This is a genomic window from Streptomyces sp. NBC_01198 (assembly GCF_036010485.1).
Lineage (GTDB): Bacteria > Actinomycetota > Actinomycetes > Streptomycetales > Streptomycetaceae > Actinacidiphila.
The window spans coordinates 2,661,549-2,677,660 of the sequence record NZ_CP108568.1; the positions used below are offsets into that span (position 1 = coordinate 2,661,549).

General features: G+C 70.9%; 15 protein-coding genes. 9 read left to right on the forward strand and 6 right to left on the reverse strand.

Translation table 11 applies throughout. The annotated features are described in order from the left end of the window. The first annotated feature begins 52 nt into the window (after window positions 1-52). The 3 genes from OG702_RS11775 (at window position 53) to OG702_RS11785 (ending at window position 2,387) form a co-directional block, all read left to right on the forward strand. Complete coding sequence (locus OG702_RS11775; protein WP_327288822.1) at window positions 53-577, forward strand: GNAT family N-acetyltransferase; 525 nt, start codon at window positions 53-55, stop codon at window positions 575-577. A gap of 200 nt (window positions 578-777) precedes the next feature. Further along, a complete protein-coding gene (locus tag OG702_RS11780; protein ID WP_033171796.1) occupies window positions 778-1,191 on the forward strand; it encodes an anti-sigma regulatory factor in 414 nt (137 codons plus the stop codon). A gap of 107 nt (window positions 1,192-1,298) precedes the next feature. Further along, window positions 1,299-2,387 carry an RNA polymerase sigma factor SigF gene (locus OG702_RS11785; RefSeq protein ID WP_327288823.1) on the forward strand — a complete coding sequence of 363 codons (1,089 nt, stop codon included), beginning with the start codon at window positions 1,299-1,301 and terminating at the stop codon, window positions 2,385-2,387. Window positions 2,388-2,928: 541 nt separating this feature from the next. On the opposite strand, the gene OG702_RS11790 is transcribed toward OG702_RS11785, so the two are convergent. Beyond that, window positions 2,929-3,372, reverse strand: coding sequence for a hypothetical protein (locus tag OG702_RS11790; RefSeq protein WP_327288824.1), 444 nt, complete (start codon window positions 3,370-3,372; stop codon window positions 2,929-2,931). A gap of 48 nt (window positions 3,373-3,420) precedes the next feature. Between OG702_RS11790 and OG702_RS11795 the strand changes: the two genes are divergently transcribed. Then, window positions 3,421-4,389: a diacylglycerol/lipid kinase family protein gene (locus OG702_RS11795; protein ID WP_327288825.1), complete on the forward strand. Its 969-nt coding sequence runs from the start codon at window positions 3,421-3,423 to the stop codon at window positions 4,387-4,389. A 311-nt stretch (window positions 4,390-4,700) separates the two neighbouring features. Continuing rightward, complete coding sequence (locus OG702_RS11800) at window positions 4,701-4,958, forward strand: WhiB family transcriptional regulator (protein WP_031520293.1); 258 nt, start codon at window positions 4,701-4,703, stop codon at window positions 4,956-4,958. A 147-nt stretch (window positions 4,959-5,105) separates the two neighbouring features. Here the strand turns inward: OG702_RS11800 and OG702_RS11805 are convergent, their stop codons facing one another. Beyond that, a complete protein-coding gene (locus OG702_RS11805) occupies window positions 5,106-6,554 on the reverse strand; it encodes a sensor histidine kinase (protein ID WP_327293188.1) in 1,449 nt (482 codons plus the stop codon). A 643-nt stretch (window positions 6,555-7,197) separates the two neighbouring features. On the opposite strand from OG702_RS11805, the gene nagB reads away from it, so the two are divergent. Continuing rightward, window positions 7,198-7,983 carry a glucosamine-6-phosphate deaminase gene (nagB, locus tag OG702_RS11810; protein WP_327288826.1) on the forward strand — a complete coding sequence of 262 codons (786 nt, stop codon included), beginning with the start codon at window positions 7,198-7,200 and terminating at the stop codon, window positions 7,981-7,983. Between the two features lie 111 nt (window positions 7,984-8,094). Here the strand turns inward: nagB and OG702_RS11815 are convergent, their stop codons facing one another. Genes OG702_RS11815 through OG702_RS11830 form a run of 4 tightly spaced genes read right to left on the reverse strand, consistent with a single transcriptional unit; the run spans window position 8,095 to window position 12,931 of the window. Further along, complete coding sequence (locus OG702_RS11815) at window positions 8,095-9,702, reverse strand: glycoside hydrolase family 3 protein (protein ID WP_327288827.1); 1,608 nt, start codon at window positions 9,700-9,702, stop codon at window positions 8,095-8,097. Further along, window positions 9,699-10,577 carry a carbohydrate ABC transporter permease gene (locus OG702_RS11820; RefSeq protein WP_327288828.1) on the reverse strand — a complete coding sequence of 293 codons (879 nt, stop codon included), beginning with the start codon at window positions 10,575-10,577 and terminating at the stop codon, window positions 9,699-9,701. Before OG702_RS11820 ends, OG702_RS11815 begins: the two co-directional genes overlap by 4 nt. Beyond that, window positions 10,574-11,575 (reverse strand): carbohydrate ABC transporter permease, encoded by a 1,002-nt coding sequence (locus OG702_RS11825; protein ID WP_327288829.1) that lies wholly within the window; start codon window positions 11,573-11,575, stop codon window positions 10,574-10,576. The genes OG702_RS11820 and OG702_RS11825 overlap by 4 nt, the downstream gene beginning before the upstream one ends. Before the next feature lie 45 nt (window positions 11,576-11,620). Beyond that, a complete protein-coding gene (locus OG702_RS11830) occupies window positions 11,621-12,931 on the reverse strand; it encodes an extracellular solute-binding protein (RefSeq protein ID WP_327288830.1) in 1,311 nt (436 codons plus the stop codon). Between the two features lie 318 nt (window positions 12,932-13,249). Between OG702_RS11830 and OG702_RS11835 the strand changes: the two genes are divergently transcribed. The 3 genes from OG702_RS11835 to mctP all read left to right on the forward strand — a co-directional run bounded on the left by OG702_RS11835 (window position 13,250) and on the right by mctP (window position 16,077). Beyond that, window positions 13,250-14,020: a GntR family transcriptional regulator gene (locus tag OG702_RS11835; RefSeq protein WP_327293189.1), complete on the forward strand. Its 771-nt coding sequence runs from the start codon at window positions 13,250-13,252 to the stop codon at window positions 14,018-14,020. 156 nt (window positions 14,021-14,176) lie between these two features. Continuing rightward, on the forward strand, window positions 14,177-14,434 hold the full coding sequence (locus OG702_RS11840) for a DUF3311 domain-containing protein (RefSeq protein ID WP_327288831.1): 258 nt from the start codon (window positions 14,177-14,179) through the stop codon (window positions 14,432-14,434). Continuing rightward, entirely contained in the window at window positions 14,431-16,077 is a 1,647-nt protein-coding gene (gene mctP / locus OG702_RS11845) for a monocarboxylate uptake permease MctP (RefSeq protein WP_327288832.1), read from the forward strand. The genes OG702_RS11840 and mctP overlap by 4 nt, the downstream gene beginning before the upstream one ends. Window positions 16,078-16,112: the final 35 nt, after the last annotated feature.

Here is a 16,112-nt window from a genome sequence, read left to right on the forward strand (position 1 = left end):
GCGCCCGTGCGCCCCTTACGCCGGTCACATCACCCGACCGTAACCTGGGGGCATGATCCGCCCCGCGACCCCCGCCGACCTGCCGGTCCTGCACGCCCTGATCCGCGAACTCGCCGACTACGAGCGGGCGCTGAGCGAGGCGCGGGCCACCGAGGAGCAACTGCGTACCGCTCTCTTCGGCCCCGACCCGGTCGCCCACGCGCTGATCGCGGCCGACGACACCACCGGCGAGCCGGCCGGCTTCGCCCTGTGGTTCCGGAACTTCTCCACCTGGACCGGCACCGCGGGGCTGTATCTGGAGGATCTGTACGTACGCCCGCAGGCGCGCGGCGCGGGCCACGGCAAGGCGCTGCTGGCCGCGCTCGCGGCGATCTGCCTGGAGCGGGGCTGGTCGCGCTTCGAGTGGGCGGTGCTCGACTGGAACGAGAAGGCGCTGGCCGTCTACCGCGCCGTCGGCGCCCTGCCGCAGGACGGGTGGACCGTGCAGCGCCTGACCGGCCCGGCCCTGGCGGCGCTGGCCGCGCAGGGCGGCGCGGGGCTCCGGTCGGACAACCGGACGAACTCGCATGCGAATTGAGACCTCGGGGAGCTACCCACCGTCCGTACCCATGCGCTTACCATGGGTGACAGGACGGAATCGCTTACCCTTCCTGAACGGCCCGCGGAACCGTTCGCCCATGGCGGCGACCGTCCTCCGTCCGGGCGACATCAGGGCGCGGATCGCGATAGCGTCGCTGCGAACCAGAGCAATCACTGTGTGCCACCTTGGAGGTGAGGGTGTCCCAGAGCGCAGGCGAGCCCGGGTCGAAGGACTTCGTCGAGGTCCGGCTGCCCGCGGCGGGGGCGTATCTGTCGGTCTTGCGGACGGCCACGGCCGGTCTCGCGGCCCGGCTGGACTTCACCCTCGACGAAATCGAGGATCTGCGGATCGCCGTCGACGAGGCGTGCGCGATCCTGTTGCAGCAGGCGGTGCCCGGCAGCGTGTTGAGCTGCGTGTTCCGGCTGGTCGGGGATTCGCTGTGGGTGACGGTCGCGGCGCCCACCACCGACGGCCGGGCCCCGGAGCGCGACACCTTCGCCTGGACGGTGCTCTCCGCACTGGCCGGCGAGGTGGACTCCACCGTCGCCGAGGACAAGACGGTCAGCATCAGTCTGCACAAGAAGCGCGGCGCCGTTCCCGGGCTGTCGTGATGCTCGCGGACAGGGCGGCGCCGCCGCCGACGACGTCAGGGTCAGCGTGTCCCGGTCCACCTGCGGGCCGGTGACGGTACAACCGTGCAGGAAGACGGGGAAACGCCATGAGTGCTGAGCTGTCCCGGGGGGAGAACCCCGGCACGCCCGCGGAGCACGACCTGCCCGCGGCGCGCGGTCGCGCCTCCGTACCCGCCCAGCAGCCGGACCCCGCGGGTCCGGCCGGGCGGCCGCAGGCGGCTGGCGACGCGGCCAGGCCCCATCCCGAGCCCGTGGGCGGGCAGACCCCTAGGGACGCAATGGACGCGGCGGAGCAGGCGAAGGCGATGGAGCAGCAGCCGGACCAGCCGGCCGGGAAGCCGGCGGGAGAACAGCACGACGAGCACCCGGCGCAGGAACAGCCGCAGGAGCAGCCGGATGAGCAGCCCGCGGCGCACGACCCGCACGACCGGGCCGGCGCACGGGCGCTCTTCGTCGAGCTGAGCCGGCTCCCCGAGGGCTCGCCCGAGCGGGCCGAACTGCGCAACCAGCTGGTCCGGATGCACCTGCCGCTGGTCGAGCACCTGGCCCGGCGGTTCCGCAACCGCGGCGAGCCGCTGGACGACCTCACCCAGGTCGCCACCATCGGGCTGATCAAGTCGGTGGACCGCTTCGACGTCGACCGCGGGGTGGAGTTCTCCACCTACGCCACGCCGACGGTGGTCGGCGAGATCAAACGCCACTTCCGTGACAAGGGGTGGGCGGTACGGGTGCCGCGCCGGCTGCAGGAACTGCGGCTGGCCCTCACCACCGCGACCGGCGAGCTGTCCCAGCGGCACGGGCGCGCCCCGACCGTGCACGAGCTGGCCGAACACCTCAAGATCTCCGAGGAGGAGGTCCTCGAAGGCCTGGAGTCCGCGAACGCGTACAGCACGCTGTCGCTGGACGTCCCCGACACCGACGACGAGTCGCCGGCGGTCGCCGACACCCTCGGCTCCGAGGACGAGGCCCTGGAGGGCGTCGAATACCGCGAATCCCTCAAGCCGCTGCTCGAACAGCTGCCGCCGCGGGAGAAGACGATTCTTTTGCTGCGGTTCTTCGGGAATATGACGCAGTCGCAGATCGCGCAAGAGGTGGGAATCTCGCAGATGCATGTCTCGCGCCTTCTCGCGAGGACGCTCGCGCAACTCCGCGACAAACTCCTGATCGAGGAGTAGCCCTTCCCCGGGGCGCGATCCCCGACGTTCCCCTTCCGCAAGGGGGCACGCTTCCACCGCCCGCGGCGGCTGGGCGGCTCCCTTACGCAGGGGGATGCGCTTCCACGGGGCGCGGTGGTCGGCGGCTCCCTTACGCAAGGGGGATGCGCTTCCGCGGGGCGCGGGGAACTGCGCGACCAGCCCGCCACCGGCCGGTGGTCCGGATCGGACCGAACAGCCCCTTTGGGTCGGTGACGACCCGCGCCCCCGGTGGGGGCTGGGCGCGCAGTTCCCCGCGCCCCTGGGGTGGTGGCGGTGCGTCGCCACACGACGGCACGTGGGGGCTCAGCGCGCCGTTCCCCGCGCCCCTGGGGGCGTGCCCTCGCGCGGAGGGGGACCGTACAGGCGCCGCGGGCCCGCGGAAGCGTGCCCCCGCGGAGGGGGGACCGTAGAGGCACCGCGCCCAGGCGGAAGCGTGCCCCCCGCGGGGGCGGGGCGCGGGGAGGCCCCCGCGGAGGGGGGCTGGGCGAGGGCCCCGGCCCGCGGGAAGCGGGGGCAGGGGCTAGGCGGGGGTGCGGCGGATGCCGAGCGCGTCGGTGGTCGACGGGTGGACCAGCACGACGAGTCCGGCGACGGCGAGGACGCCGAGAAGGATCCCGCCCCCCACCACCGCTCCGGAGGAGCCCAGCATCGTCCAGGCGACCGGCAACGCCAGCAGTTGCATGATCAGCGCCGGCCCGCGGCTCCACCGCCGCACCTTGATCAGCCCGTACGCCGCGGCCAGCGGCAACGCCGCCATGACCAGCACCGTCAGCCCCGCGAGCACCGCGTTGTCGCTGTCGGTGAAGAACATCGTCACGCCCCACGCGGCGATCGCCAGCCCTTCCAGGCCGGCGATCGCGGCGGCCGCGAGCAACCGCGGGGTGGGGACCGGATTCGGTGCCGCCGCCTGCGGCTCGGCGGCCGCGGCAGTCTCGGGCGAGGGGTCGTGGGGGCTCTTGCTCACACCACTCAGCGTAGCCCGATGCGAAAAACCGTAGGTACGCTATCGGGCATGCGCGCTCTTCTCGTCGTCAATCCCGCCGCGACCACCACCAGCGCGCGCGTGCGTGACGTGATCAGCACGGCCCTGGCCAGTGACCTGAAGCTGGAGGTCGCCACCACCGAATACCGCGGGCACGCCAGGGATCTGGCCCGGCGGGCGGTGGAGGGCGGCGAGACCGAGCTGGTGGTCTCGCTGGGCGGCGACGGCACCGTCAACGAGATCGTCAACGGCCTGCTGCACCACGGCCCCGATCCCGACAGGCTGCCGCAGCTCGCGGTGGTCCCCGGCGGTTCCACCAACGTCTTCGCCCGCGCCCTGGGGCTGCCCAACGACGCCGTGGAGGCGACCGGCGCCCTGCTGGACGCGCTGCGTGCCGGGTCCTCGCGGACGGTGGGCCTGGGCCTGGTCAGCGGCACGCCGGGCACCGAGGACGAGGGCGTGCCCGACCGCTGGTTCACCTTCTGCGCGGGCCTCGGCTTCGACGCCGGGGTGGTCGGCCGGGTCGAGCAGCAGCGGGAGTTGGGCAAGCGGTCGACGCACGCGCTGTATCTGCGGCAGGTGGCGCGGCAGTTCGTCGCCGACCCGAACCGCAGGCACGGCTCGATCACGCTGGAGCGCCCCGGCCAGGAGCCGGTGCCCGGTCTGACGACGGCGATAGTGTGCAACACCGCGCCCTGGACCTATCTGGGCAACCGGCCCGTCTACGCCTCCCCCGAGGCGTCCTTCGACACCGCGCTTGACCTGCTGGGCGTCAGCAAGATGTCCACTTTGTCCGGTACGCGTTACGCGGCGCAACTGCTCCGCTCCACGCCGGAGCGGGGACCACGGGGGAAGCACACGCTCGCGCTGCACGATCTGACGGAGTTCACCTTGCAATCGCAGGCGGCACTGCCCTTCCAGGTGGACGGTGACCATCTGGGACTGCGTATGAGTGCGAGCTTCACAGGCGTACGCCGGGCACTGCGTGTGATTGTGTAAGTCGAAGAGCCTAAAGTCCTTTTACTCGAACGTTTAGGCTGCCCCGCACCCCATGGAAGTACGGCTGTGATCGAGGCGACACCGAGGAATCAAAAAAAACTTTCCTGAAGGGGTTGTATCTCCCGCCGAGGTTTGCGAGTCTCTAGGTGGCGATCGGGACGGCCGACCAACCGGCCCCCTTGAGAGCCCTCCTCACACCAGCGGGACTGCACCAGTGAAGACTGGGTGGCGTCCCGTTCCCTGTGAAGGGATTCGTGAAAGCGTTCACATTCACAAGCAACGTGCTTGTCACACAAGGAGTTGGAGCAGCCATGGACTGGCGTCACCGCGCCGTTTGCCGCGAGGAAGACCCCGAGCTCTTCTTCCCCATCGGCAACACCGGTCCTGCGCTGCTGCAGATCGAGGAAGCCAAGGCCGTCTGCCGCCGCTGCCCCGTCATGGAGCAGTGCCTGCAGTGGGCGCTGGAAAGCGGCCAGGACGCCGGTGTCTGGGGTGGCCTCAGCGAGGACGAGCGTCGCGCAATGAAGCGCCGCGCCGCCCGCAACCGGGCCCGCAACGCCAGCGCCTGACGCGCAGCCTTCCCACCGAGCCGCAGCGCGCAGCACCTGTCACACGCGCAGCACGCAGCATCCGGAAGCCCCCGTACCAACGACGGTACGGGGGCTTTCGTCTGCCCGTTTCCGCCGGCCGGTGCCAGCGGCGGCGGCAGTGAAGGGTCAGCTCTCCAGCGGGAGTTCGAGGATCACCCGGGTGCCGCGGACCGGGGCCGGGAGCATGTCGAACGTGCCGCCCAACTCGCTGACCACCAGCGTCCGGACGATCTGCAGGCCGAGGTTGCCGGCCTGCTGGGCGTCGAAACCGGGCGGCAGGCCGCGGCCGTCGTCCTGGACGGTGATGGTGATCAGCTCGCGGCCGCGGGTCGCGGTGATGTCGACGCTGCCCGACTCGCCCGGCCCGAAGCCGTGTTCGAGCGCGTTCTGCAGCAACTCGGTGAGCACCATCGACAGCGGGGTGGCGATCTCCGCGGTCAGGATGCCGAACCGGCCGCCGCGGCGGGCGGTCACCCTTCCGGGTGAGATCTCGGCGACCATCGCCAGCACCCGGTCGGCGATCTCGTCGAACTCGACCCGCTCGTCCAGGGTCTGCGACAGCGTCTCATGCACGATGGCGATCGAGCCGACCCGGCGGACCGCCTCCTCCAGCGCCTCACGGGCGCTGTCGGAGTCCATCCTGCGGGCCTGCAGCCGCAACAGGGCGGCGACGGTCTGGAGGTTGTTCTTCACCCGGTGGTGGATCTCCCGGATGGTGGCGTCCTTGGTCATCAACTCGCGCTCGCGGCGCCGCAGTTCGGTGACGTCGCGGAGCAGCACCAGGGAACCGGTGTGCACGCCCTTGGGCTTGAGCGGGATGGCCCGCAGCTGGATGACGCCGTCGCCGCCCTCGACCTCGAACTCGCGGGGCGCCCAGCCGCTGGCCAGTTTGACCAGCGCCTCGTCCACCGGGCCGCGGGCCGGGGCGAGTTCGGCGGTGGCCTTGCCGAGGTGGTGGCCGACCAGGTCGGCGGCAAGGCCGAGGCGGTGGTAGGCGGACAGCGCGTTGGGGCTGGCGTACTGCACGAGGCCGTCGGCGTCCAGCCGGATCAGCCCGTCGCCGGCCCGCGGTGAGGCGTCCATGTCGACCTGCTCGGCCGGGAAGGGGAAGGCGCCGGCCGCGATCATCTGGGCCAGGTCGCTGGCGCTCTGCAGGTAGGTGAGCTCCAGCCGGCTCGGCGTGCGTACGGTCAGCAGGTTGGTGTTGCGGGCGATCACCCCGAGGACCCGGCCGTCCCGCCGGACCGGGATCGACTCGACCCGTACCGGCACCTCCTCGCGCCACTCCGGGTCGCCCTCCCGGACGATCCGCCCCTCGTCGAGGGCCGCGTCCAGCAGCGGCCGCCGGCCGCGCGGGACGAGGTGCCCGACCATGTCGTCCTGGTAGGAGGTCGGCCCGGTGTTGGGCCGCATCTGGGCCACCGAGACGTAGCGGGAGCCGTCCCTGGTCGGGACCCAGAGCACCAGATCCGCGAAGGACAGGTCGGACAGCAGCTGCCACTCCGAGACCAGCAGATGGAGCCATTCGAGGTCGGAGGCGTCGAGCGCGGTGTGCTCGCGTACGAGGTCGTTCATGGAGGGCACGCCTGCGAGCGTACCCGCCGGCGCGAGGGGGGTGCGCTACGCGCGGTTTCCAGGCACACTTTGTTCGGGCCCGGCACGAAACCCGTGGCTCAGCCATTTACACGGCGCAATGGTCTAGTCCACAATGGCGCCAGACAAGACCTCCGGGCTCCCCGCACAGGAGCCCGGATCGAGGCGTGGCGTTCTCTGCCCTGACTACGCTCCCGCCTCGCGGTCGGCCCTATCGGGCCCGCGGGGACCGCACACCCCGCCGGCCACGGCGCCGACGTCAGCTCCGGGCTGCGGTGCTGGAGAGGCTGAGGGTCCTCTCCCGGCACCGCGGCCCGAAGTGTTTCCCGCACGCTTCGTGCCTTGCCTTCCTCTCCGCCTTCCCGCTCCCGCGGAGGCCACGCCCCCACCGGCCGGCGGCCCGAATGCGACAGGAACAGCCTCTTTCGGCCGGCGACGACCCACGCCCCGGTGGGGGCTTGTCGCGCAGTTCCCCGCGCCCGGGCGCCGCCCGCCGCAGAGGGCAGTCACCCGCCCGCCGGTGGGCCGGATGCGACGGGGCGACGCGCGCCCCCGGTGGGGGTCCGGGGAGCACCTGGTAGATTGGTCTATACCACACTCACCTCTCCAGAACGGCAGGCCCAGCGTGGAAGTTGTCATCGTCCCGGATGCCGCGGCAGGCGGCGGCCTCATCGCGGATGCCATGGCCGCGCTGCTGCACCGCAAGCCGGACGCGCTGCTCGGCGTGGCCACCGGATCGACCCCGCTGCCCGTCTACCAGGCCCTCGCCGCCAAGGTGCGGGCCGGCGCGGTGGACGCCTCCCGCGCGCGGGTCTGCCAGCTGGACGAGTACGTGGGCCTGCCGACCGGACACCCGGAGTCGTACCGCTCCGTGGTGCTGCGCGAGGTCGTCGAACCGCTCGGGCTCCCCCAGGACTCCTTCATGGGCCCGGACGGCGCCGCCGAGGACGTCCAGGCCGCCTGCGAGGCCTACGACGCCGCGCTGGCCGGCGCCGGCGGGGTCGACCTCCAGCTGCTCGGGATAGGGACGGACGGCCATATCGGCTTCAACGAGCCCTGCTCGTCGCTCGCCTCCCGGACCCGGATCAAGACGCTCACCGAGCAGACCCGGGTCGACAACGCCCGCTTCTTCGGCGGTGACATCGAGGCGGTGCCGCACCACGTCATCACCCAGGGCATCGGCACCATCCTGGAGGCACGGCACCTGGTGCTGCTGGCGACCGGCGAGGGCAAGGCCGAGGCGGTCGCGGCGACCGTGGAAGGCCCGGTGGCCGCGGTCGTGCCGGCCTCCGCGCTCCAGCTCCACCCGCACGCCACGGTGATCGTGGACGAGGCGGCCGCCACGAAGCTGAAGCTGGCCCCGTACTTCCGGGCGACCTACGCGGCGAAGCCGGCCTGGCAGGGCCTGTAGGCCGGGGCGGACTGACGGACGCCGGGCCGGCCGGGTGAGGGCCGGCCCGGCGTCCGGGCTCTGCGGGGGTACGCCGGCCGCGGGAGCGCTCCCCCACGGCCGGTGTCGAGCTCAGCGGGCGCTGACGATGGCCTCCGCGGCGGCTTCGCCGCAGACCCGCGCGGCACCGTGGGTGGCCACGTGGAGGGCGCCGCACGGCGGGGCCTGTGGGACGCCCATCTCCACCACGACCGTGTCGGGCCTGGCGGCCACCAGGCCGTCCAGCGCGGCGGCCATCCACGCGTGCCGGTGCACGTCGCGCACCACAGCGACGATCCGCCGCTCCCCCGCCGCGTCGAGCACGCCCGCGACGAAGTCACCGCCGGCCGCGTCGGCGGCACGGAAGGTCGCCGTCTCGGTGCCCGGCAGCAGGCGTTCCAGCTCAGCCGCGACGCCCCAGGGGGTGTCCTCGCCGACGGCGATGTTGGCCACCGGCGTGAACGCGGCCACGTAGGGCGCCGCTTCCAGCGCGGCGAAGCCCGGTGCACGGGTCACCCGCAGCGCCCGCCTCGCGGCTTCGAGGCCGACCTCGGACGCGGACCCGAACCCGTCGGCGGAGCCGGCCCCGGGCGTGAAGGCGCCGCCCTCGGAGCCGTCGCCGGCCGCAGCGGCGCCGGGTGCGATCCCCTCCGCCGCACCCGGCTGCCGGTCGGCCGCCCACGCCGCGAGCTCGCGGACCCGGGACGCGGCGTCTGCCAGCCGCTCGCGCGGCAGGTCGCCGCTCTCGACGGCGTTCACGATGGCGTCGCGCAGCGCGCGTACGGTCTGCTCGTCGGCGAGGCCGCCCCCGACGCAGATCGCGTCGGCGCCGGCGGCCAGCGCCATCACCGTGCCGCGCTCGATGCCGTACGTGGCGGCGATCGCCTGCATCTCGATGCCGTCGGTGACGATCAGGCCCTCGTAACCGAGGCCGCCCTGCTCGCGCGGGGCGCGCAGCAGGCCGGTCAGCACGGCGGGGCTCAGCGTCGCGGGCAGGTCGGGGTCGAGCGCGGGCACCAGGATGTGCGCGCTCATCACGACCTTGCTGCCCGCCGCCAGCGCGGCCCGGAAGGGGACCAGTTCGCGGGAGCGCAGGGTCGCCAGGTCCACGTCGATCCGGGGCAGCGCGTGGTGCGAGTCGGTGGCGGTGTCGCCGTGGCCGGGGAAGTGCTTGACGCACGCGGCGACACCGGCGGACTGCAGGCCCTCGACGTAGGCGGCGGTGTTGCGGGCCACCAGCTCGGGCTCGGCGCCGAAGGAGCGCACGCCGATCACCGGGTTGCCCGGGTCGGAGTTGACGTCGGCGGACGGCGCCCAGTTGAGGTTCACCCCGCACTCGGCGAGCCGCCGGCCCAGCTCCGCGGCCACCGCACGGGTCAGCTTCACGTCGTCGACCGCGCCGAGGGCGAGGTTGCCGGGGAAGGACGAACCGCCGCGGGCCTCAAGGCGGGTGACGTCGCCGCCCTCCTCGTCGGCCGCGACCAGCACGTCCGGCCGTACCGCCCGCAACTGGGCGGTGAGCGCGGCCAGTTGCGCGGGCGACTCGATGTTGCGGGCGAACAGCGCCACGGCACCGAGGCCTTCGGCGAGCTGCCGCAGCAGCCACTCGGGCGCCGTGGTGCCGACGAAGCCGGGCTGCAGGACGGTCAGGGCGTCGCGGACCAGGAGTTCCGCGGGCGTGTCGGTGGAAATGACGGTCATCCCTTCACCGCCCCGGCCGTGAGGCCGGCGGCCATCTTGCGCTGCACGAGCAGGAACAGGATCACCACAGGGATACCCATCATGGTGGACCCGGCCATCATCGGCGCGTACTCGGTCCCGTGCTGGGTGGTGAACGACCCCAGCCACACGGTCGCGGTCTGGTGCTCCTGGCTCATCACCAGCAGGGCGTAGAGGAATTCGTTCCAGGCCTGGATGAAGCCGTAGATGGAGGTGGCGACCAGGCCGGGGGCCAGCAGCGGGAAGACCACCCGGATGAAGGCGCCGGTGCGGCTGCAGCCGTCCACCATGGCGGCCTCCTCCAGTTCCTTGGGGATGTTGACGATGAACCCGCGCAGCGTCCAGACGGTGAAGGGCAGCACGAAGGTCAGATACGTCAGCACCAGGCCGGAGAGCTTGTCGATCTGGTGGATCTGGTTGAGCAGCAGGAAGACCGGGATGATCATCGCGACCAGCGGCACCATCTGCACGGTCAGGATGCCGACGATGACGATCTTGCGGCCGCGGAAGGCGAACCGGGAGATGGCCAGGGCGGCGAGCAGGCCGATGACGGCGCCGATCACCACGGTGCTCGCGCTGACGATGAGGCTGCGCTCGACCGGTCCCCAGAAGTCGCTGATGTTCAGCGCCCGGTGGAAGTTCTCCAGCGACACCGGCCACGGGAAGAAGTGCGGCTTGGGGTCGATGGCGTCCTTGGCCGGCTTGAAGGCCGTGTTCATCATCCAGTAGACCGGGAAGGCGGCCACCACGAAGACCAGCAGGCCCACCACGTTCCAGCCGGCCTTGGACCTGCGTCGGCGGCTGTTCACCGCGTCCAGGCTCTTGGCGGCGGCAGGCCGCGAGATCAGCGCGCTCATTCCACCTCTCCGATCTTCAGCATCTGCCGCATGTACACCGCGACCACGCCGAGCAGCAGCAGCACGGTGAGCAGTGCGATGGCGGCTCCGGAGGCGTAGTCGTTGACGCCGAACGCCTTTTCGTACGAGTAGGTGGTGAGCAGCTGGAACTCCGGTTCCGGGTGCCCGCCGCGCATCAGCCACACCTGGGCGAAGACGCCCATGTCCCAGATCACCGACAGGGTCGTCATCATCACGACCAGCGGCTTGATGATCGGGAAGGTCACGTAGCGGAAGACGCCGAAGGCGTCGGCGCCGTCCAGCCGGGCGGCCTCCTCCAGCTCCTTGGGGACCTGGGTGAGACCGGCGCTCAGCGTGATCACCACGAACGGGATGGCGCCCCACACCACTTGGAGCATGATCACGCCCAGGCCCTCGGGGCCGGAGGCGAACCAGTTGTGGCCGGTGTAGTCGACGCCGGGCAGCTGGCTCAGCGTCCAGTTGACGACGCCGTAGTCGCTGTCGAACATCCACTTGAAGACGGTGACCGCGACCACCACGGGCATCGCCCAGCTGGCCACCAGGGCGATGTTCACCAGGGTGCGGACCCAGCCGGAGACCCGCTGCAGCAGCAGGGCGACCAGCATGCCGATCACCATGGTGAGGATCACCGCGCTCGCCGCGAACAGCACGGTCCTGAGCACGACGGACCAGAACTCGCTGTCGCCGAGGATCGCCTGGTAGTTGTCGAAGCCGACCCAGCTGGCCGGTTTGAAGCCCCACAGCTGGGGCTTCTTGTACTCCTGGAAGGACAGCGTCCCGAGCTTGATCAGCGGATAGCCCAGGACGAGCACCAGCACCAGGATGCAGGGTGCGAGCAGCAGCCACGGTGTGGCCGCACGCCCCAGCGTGAGCCGGCGGCGCCGGGTGGCGCCCGGTCTCCCGGGCCGGCGGCCGGGAGGTGATGAGTGCCGCCGTGGCGGCGGCACCTTGGTGGTGGTGGTATCGGCGGCACTCATCACGTGCTCCTCAGCGGTCCCGGTCTCCTGTTGTGCGAGGACAGGTCAGTTCTTGACGTTCAGGACCTTGTCCATCGCGGCGTCGGCATCCTTGGCACCCTGCTCGACGGACTTCTTGCCGGTGGCGATGTTCTGCAGCATGGTCTGCAGGATCTGCGCCTTCTCGACACTGCCCCAGCCGGGCGCGGTCGGAACGAACCAGCTGCTCTCCGCCGCGGTCGCGGTGACCGCGGAGGCCGGGTCGGCCTTGAGGGTGGCCAGCTGGGTGTTGTTGTTCGGCAGGTTGCCCTTGGCCATCAGCGTGGTCTGGCCCTGGGTGTCGGTGAAGTCGTTGATCCACTCGGACGCCAGGTCGACGTTCTTCGACTTGGACGGCACGGCCAGGTCGGAGCCGCCGAGGAAGACCGGGAGGGCCTTGCCGGACGGGCCGGGCATCACGAAGTTGACCAGGTTGTCCTTCAGCTTGCCGCCGGTCTTGTCGTACTTCGGGTCGGCGGCGGACGGCGCCTCCCAGCCGGGGGCGTAGATCATGGCCGACTTGCCCTGGCCGTAGACGATGTAGCGGTCGGACTCGTCCTTGGTGAGGTCGCCGTGCATGTACTTGCCCAGCGCGTCCTTCCAGGAGGTGAGGCCCTTGATCGCCGCGGGGGACTCCAGGGAGCCCTTCCACTGGCCGCCCTCGTTGGCGGCGATGGCGCCGCCGGCGTCGTAGACGAAGGACAGCGCGGCGTACCAGTCGCGCGAGGGCTGGTACCAGGCGTTGAACTTGGCGCCCTCCTTGGACTGGATCTTGTCCAGGTCGCCGGTCAGCTCGGTCCAGGTCTTCGGGGTGTCCTTGATACCGGCCGCGGAGGCGATGTCCTTGCGCCAGGTGGCGATACGGGCGGCGGCGTAGTACGGCACGCCGTAGGTCTTGCCGTCGTAGTTCACCGACTGCTTCAGACCGTCGAGCCACTGGGCGGAGTTGTCGAACTTCGCCGCGTCCAGCTCCGCGAAGGCACCCTCGGCCATGTAGGGCACCATCTCGGTGTTGCCCATCTCGACGACGTCGGGCGCCTTGTCGGTGGCGAGCACGGCGTCAAGCTTGGCATTCTTGTCCGGCCATGCGTAGTACTCGTGCTTGACCTTCAGACCCGGGTGCTTGGCGATGATCGCGTCGTCGGCGGACTTCACCAGATCCGGCCAGTTGTGCTGCGCGTCGACCGTCAGCCACACGGTGATGGTCTTGTCGGTGGTAGCCGCCGACGACGAACCGGCGTCCGCCTTCTTGTCGTCGTCCTTCTTGTCAGATCCACACGCCGCGATACCGACGATCATGGTCGCGACGCCGATCGCCGCGATGAGCTTGCGCTTCACGCCACCCTCCTCAGGATGCCCGAAACTCCCCCCACCGCCCGAATTGCCGGCCGCCGTACGAGAAAACGGCGGACGAGTCCTGCTCGTGGGTCTGGGAATGGCCGTTAATGGTTTAGACCAGTACCGGGAGCTTGGCCTAGACCTTTAGGGGTGTCAAGGGTGTATAAGAGCACCCGTCGGGTCTGTTATCGGACCGACACCTGAGGGGGACCACACCCCCGCCGCCTCTCTCCGGCAGGGCCGCGCGTGCCACCATGTGAGCCGCGATCAACGGAGGAGCCGGTGACGGCAGCACGACAGCAGTCGGGAGTGAACGTCATGGACAGCGACGCCGCCACCAGCGCGGAGACCACGGCGAGCGGCGCCGCGGGCCGGACCGCCCGGGTGCCGAAGTACTACCGGCTCAAGCGCCATCTGCTGGACATCACGCAGACGATGCCCCCCGGCACCCCGGTCCCGCCGGAACGCACGCTGGCCACCGAGTTCGACACCTCCCGCACCACGGTCCGGCAGGCGCTGCAGGAGCTGGTGGTCGAGGGCCGGCTGGAGCGCATCCAGGGCAAGGGCACCTTCGTCGCCAAGCCCAAGGTCTCGCAGGCACTGCAACTGACCTCCTACACCGAGGACATGCGCGCCCAGGGCCTGGAACCCACCTCCCAGCTGCTGGACATCGGCTACATCACCGCCGACGACCGGCTCGCCGGGCTGCTGGACATGAAGGCCGGCGGCCGGGTGCTGCGGATCGAGCGCCTGCGGCTGGCCAACTCCGAACCGATGGCGATCGAGACCACCCACCTGTCGGCCAAGCGCTTCCCCGCCCTGCGCCGCAGCCTGGCCAAGTACACCTCCCTCTACACCGCGTTGGCCGAGGTCTACGACGTGCGGCTGGCGGAGGCCGAGGAGACCATCGAGACCTCGCTCGCCACCCCGCGGGAGGCGGGCCTGCTGGGCACCGACGTCGGCCTGCCGATGCTGATGCTGTCCCGGCACTCGATCGACACCACCGGCGAACCGGTGGAATGGGTGCGCTCTGTCTACCGCGGCGACCGGTACAAGTTCGTCGCCAGGCTCAGCCGGCCCACCGACTGAACTCCCCGGCGCCCGCGGGGCGTCAACCCGGCAGCCGGATGACCCGACCGGCTGACACGGCGACCGATCCGTGCACGGGTAGTGACGACCGCCGGTAACCTCCCCTAGATTTCCTGCGCATTACACACGTCGCTCTAGGGGACGGGAGCACCACCCATGCCGGAAGCACCACCGGACCCACGGCCACCGGTCATCACCCCCAGCCGGGTGGTGGCCGGACTGTGCCTGCTCGCACCGTTCGTCGCCCTGCTGTGGGTGAACTCCTACTCGCGCCTGACACCGGCCTTCATCGGTATCCCGTTCTTCTACTGGTACCAGATGGCCTGGGTGCCGGTGACCGCCGCGCTGACCTACGCCGCGTACGCGCTCGTACGCCGTGAGGAGCGGGCACGCAAGGCGGGTGGCGCCAGGTGAAGGACGGGGTCAACGGCGTCGCTCTCGGCGTCTTCATCTTCTTCTTCCTGGCCGTCACGGTGCTCGGCTTCCTCGCCGCCCGCTGGCGGCGTGCCGCCGACCCACTGCACCTGGACGAATGGGGCCTGGGCGGGCGGAGTTTCGGCACCTGGGTGACCTGGTTCCTGCTCGGCGGCGACCTCTACACCGCCTACACCTTCGTCGCGGTGCCCGCCGCGATCTACTCGGCGGGCGCCGGCGGCTTCTTCGCGGTGCCCTACACGATCATCACCTACCCGCTGGTCTTCCTCTTCCTGCCGCGGCTGTGGTCGGTCTCGCACAAGCACGGCTACGTCACCTCCTCGGACTTCATCCGCGGGCGGTTCGGGTCCAAGAGCCTGTCGGTGGCCGTCGCGATCACCGGCATCATCGCCACGATGCCGTACATCGCGCTGCAACTGGTGGGCATCCAGGCGGTGCTCGACGTGATGGGGGTCGGCGGCAGCGACTCCACGAACTGGTTCCTCAAGGACCTGCCGCTGCTGATCGCCTTCGGCGTGCTCGCCGCGTACACCTACTCCTCCGGGCTGCGGGCGCCCGCGCTGATCGCCTTCGTCAAGGACGCGCTGATCTACATCGTCATCGCGGTCGCGATCATCTACATCCCCTACAAGCTCGGCGGCTTCGACGACATCTTCAGCAAGGCCGGCGCCGCCTACGCCGTGAAGACCAACGGGGTGCCGCGCGGTTCGCTGGTGACCGGCCCGCAGGCCCAGTGGGCGTACGCCACGCTGGCGATGGGCTCGGCGATGGCGCTCTTCCTCTACCCGCACTCGGTGACGGCCGTGCTGTCCAGCAGGAGCCGCGACACCATCCGCCGCAACACCACGATCCTGCCGCTGTACTCGCTGATGCTCGGGCTGCTGGCGCTGCTCGGCTTCATGGCGCTCGCCGCGGACGTCGGCGGCAAGGGCTACAACGCCCAGCTGGCGATCCCGCAGCTGTTCGAGAACATGTTCCCCTCGTGGTTCGCCGGAGTCGCCTTCGCGGCGATCGGCATCGGGGCACTCGTGCCCGCCGCGATCATGTCCATCGCGGCGGCCAACCTCTTCACCCGCAACATCTACCGGGACCTGATCAAACCGGACGCCACACCCGCGCAGCAGACCGCCGTCTCCAAGGCGGTGTCCCTGGTGGTGAAGGTGGGCGCGCTGGTCTTCGTCCTGACCATGGACAAGACGGTGGCGATCAACTTCCAGCTGCTGGGCGGGATCTGGATCCTGCAGACCGTTCCGGCCATAGTCGGCGGGCTGTTCACCCGCTGGTTCCACCGCTGGGCGCTGCTCGCGGGCTGGGCGGCGGGCATGGGCTACGGGACGTGGAAGGCGTACGAGCAGAGCAGTCCGGCGCAGTCGCACTTCGGCGGCAACTCGGACATGATCCCGTGGATCGGCGAGAAGGGCTACATCGGCCTGACCGCGTTCGTGCTCAACATCGGCGTCGCCGTCGTCCTCACGCTGGTGCTGCGCGCGCTCAAGGCGCCGGCGGGCGTGGACGAGACCGCCCCGACGGACTACACGGCCGAGGCGACCCCCGCCCTCCCCGAACCCACCGACCCGGCCCCGGGCCCCACCCCCGGCCTCCCAGAACCCGCGGGAGCCTGACCGCCACCCCGGAGGCGGGCGCCCGCCAGGGGGCC